Genomic DNA, 1,047 nt, shown 5'->3' on the forward strand with positions numbered 1-1,047 from the left:
ACCTCTCATGACGATCGCTGTAGGACGCGCGCCACAGCGGGGATGGTTTGACGTCCTCGATGACTGGCTCAAGCGCGACCGCTTCGTTTTTGTCGGCTGGTCCGGCATCCTTCTTCTCCCAACGGCCTACCTGGCCATCGGTGGCTGGCTGACAGGCACCACCTTTGTCACCTCTTGGTACACCCACGGCATTGCCTCCTCGTACCTGGAAGGTTGCAACTTCCTGACTGCTGCTGTGTCCACCCCCGCTGATGCGATGGGTCACAGCCTGCTGCTGCTCTGGGGCCCTGAAGCCCAGGGCGACTTCGTTCGCTGGTGTCAGCTCGGCGGCCTTTGGGCCTTCGTGGCTCTGCACGGCGCCTTCGCACTGATCGGCTTCATGCTCCGTCAGTTCGAGATCGCTCGTCTGGTGGGCATCCGCCCTTACAACGCCATCGCCTTCTCCGGTCCGATTGCGGTGTTCGTCAGTGTCTTCCTGATGTATCCCCTCGGCCAGAGCAGCTGGTTCTTCGCGCCCTCCTTCGGTGTGGCTGCGATCTTCCGCTTCCTCCTCTTCCTCCAGGGCTTCCACAACTGGACCCTGAACCCCTTCCACATGATGGGCGTCGCCGGCATCCTCGGCGGTGCACTGCTCTGCGCCATTCACGGCGCCACCGTGGAAAACACCCTGTTTGAGGACGGTGAGCAGGCCAACACCTTCAAGGCGTTCGAGCCCACCCAGGAAGAAGAGACCTATTCCATGGTCACCGCCAACCGCTTCTGGAGTCAGATCTTCGGTATCGCCTTCTCCAACAAGCGCTGGCTGCACTTCTTCATGCTGTTCGTGCCTGTGATGGGCCTGTGGACCAGCTCCATCGGCATCATCGGCCTGGCCCTCAACCTGCGCGCCTATGACTTCGTGTCACAGGAAATTCGCGCTGCAGAAGATCCCGAATTCGAGACCTTCTACACCAAGAACATCCTTCTGAATGAAGGTCTGCGTGCCTGGATGGCACCGGCTGACCAGCCGCACGAAAACTTCGTCTTCCCTGAAGAGGTTCTGCCCCG

1 protein-coding gene is annotated in these 1,047 nt (G+C 60.6%); it reads left to right on the forward strand.

Features of this window, described 5'->3' with window-relative positions:
- Nucleotides 1–7 precede the first annotated feature (7 nt).
- The coding region (psbD, locus tag DXY35_RS11885) for a photosystem II D2 protein (photosystem q(a) protein) (protein WP_115082515.1) at nt 8–1,047 on the forward strand (1,040 nt) is incomplete at its 3' end.

Source organism: Synechococcus sp. N32 (assembly GCF_900473895.1).
Lineage (GTDB): Bacteria > Cyanobacteriota > Cyanobacteriia > PCC-6307 > Cyanobiaceae > Parasynechococcus.